Source organism: Nonomuraea sp. NPDC050153 (assembly GCF_044460125.1).
Taxonomy (GTDB): domain Bacteria; phylum Actinomycetota; class Actinomycetes; order Streptosporangiales; family Streptosporangiaceae; genus Nonomuraea.
This window is the reverse complement of the sequence record NZ_JBITJQ010000098.1, coordinates 1-1,351: the sequence shown is the minus strand read 5'-3', so window position 1 is coordinate 1,351 and position 1,351 is coordinate 1. Positions and strand designations below refer to the sequence as shown.

Genomic DNA, 1,351 nt, shown 5'->3' with positions numbered 1-1,351 from the left:
CCCGCTCCTGTCCGCAGGTGTGACACACCGGGAGAACCGCCGAGATCGCCCCAACTCGGCCGTACCGACCAAACCCTTTGTCAGCAGGCTCTTAGACCAAACCTTTACATAGGTATAGAAGCGTTCTCAGTGCCTCCGAAAATCGGACATAACGGACACGACTTTGTCGCGAGACACACGCAGGACTACGGTAGAGATCACGACCAGCACCCCACCGCCACACACCACCAGGAGCACCACGTGGCCCGCCGACGAACCGACCCCCGCCAGGTCACCTTCCAATCCCCCGACGAAGGCCGCTCGTTGGCGCAACCGCGAACACGTTCCACCCCCACCCGCACCAAAGCCGTCAAGTGGACTGACCTCATCAACACCGGCACCCGCCTCGACCCAGACACGCTCGAACGTCTCGACGCCGCCTGCGAAATCACCGGCCTGGGTGTTCAAGGCGTGTGGGAAGAAGCGATCACCTACTACTGCGACCGGCTCGGCATCCCCGCCGAGATGCCCGAGGGCAGCGAGAAGGAGCCCATTCCCCGCCCGAGCGCTCCGGCGGCTGATCCGGAATCGCTCACGCTCATCACCGCGCGGATCAAGCCGAACACACGCGCCCGCCTTATCGCCGGCTGTCACCACGAGGAACTGGGCGGGCAGGAGTTCATCCCGCAGGCGTTGAACGCGTGGTTCGACCACCTCGACGACAGTAGGCGGTCCTAGGGACAGCGGCTATCGACGATCGCGGTTCACCCACCAGGCCCACTCAATGTCGGCGAGCAGCTCAGCCACAACCCCCGACCGCCGCACCATGGGAGCGGGCTCGATCGTCGTGCCACTACGACCCCGGGCCGGCTAGCCGCCGCAGGCTGGGCCCACCGTGCCAAGCAGGTCCCGGCGACGACCACGAGGTAGCGGCCATCCTTCAGCCCGGTCGGCATCCAACTCGGCTTGGCGAGGACCCTGCTGTCTGCCGCAGCGGGCCTCACTCGACTCTCACGCTCTCTTCGCGCCCAGGAATGATAGCGATCGTCAGCAAACATGTCGTTCTATAACCCGAATGGGCCGCGGTTGCCTCGCTCCAGTTTGTGTAGGCAGGTGGATCGCATTGGGAGGACAGTTGTTCTTGTACTGATGTCTCTCTACGTTCGAACCAAGACGTCAGGTGCAGCGAGAGGGGCGACATGGACGCGCAAACCGCAATCGCCATCAGCGCTATCGTGATTGCCATCGCCTCACTTGCGGTGTCCATCTACCAGGTAAGAGCCTGCTGACGAAGGCTTAAGTGCTCGTGGGCACTGGCCCGTACAAGGCTGGTCCGATCTTGTGGATGTAGCCCTGGTGGGACCATTGGGAT

Annotated in this window: 1 protein-coding gene; it reads left to right on the top strand. The window is 63.3% G+C overall.

What is annotated here, in order from left to right:
• Positions 1-240: 240 nt before the first annotated feature.
• Positions 241-717 (top strand): hypothetical protein, encoded by a 477-nt coding sequence (locus ACIBQ1_RS61845; protein ID WP_397292891.1) that lies wholly within the window; start codon positions 241-243, stop codon positions 715-717.
• Positions 718-1,351: the final 634 nt, after the last annotated feature.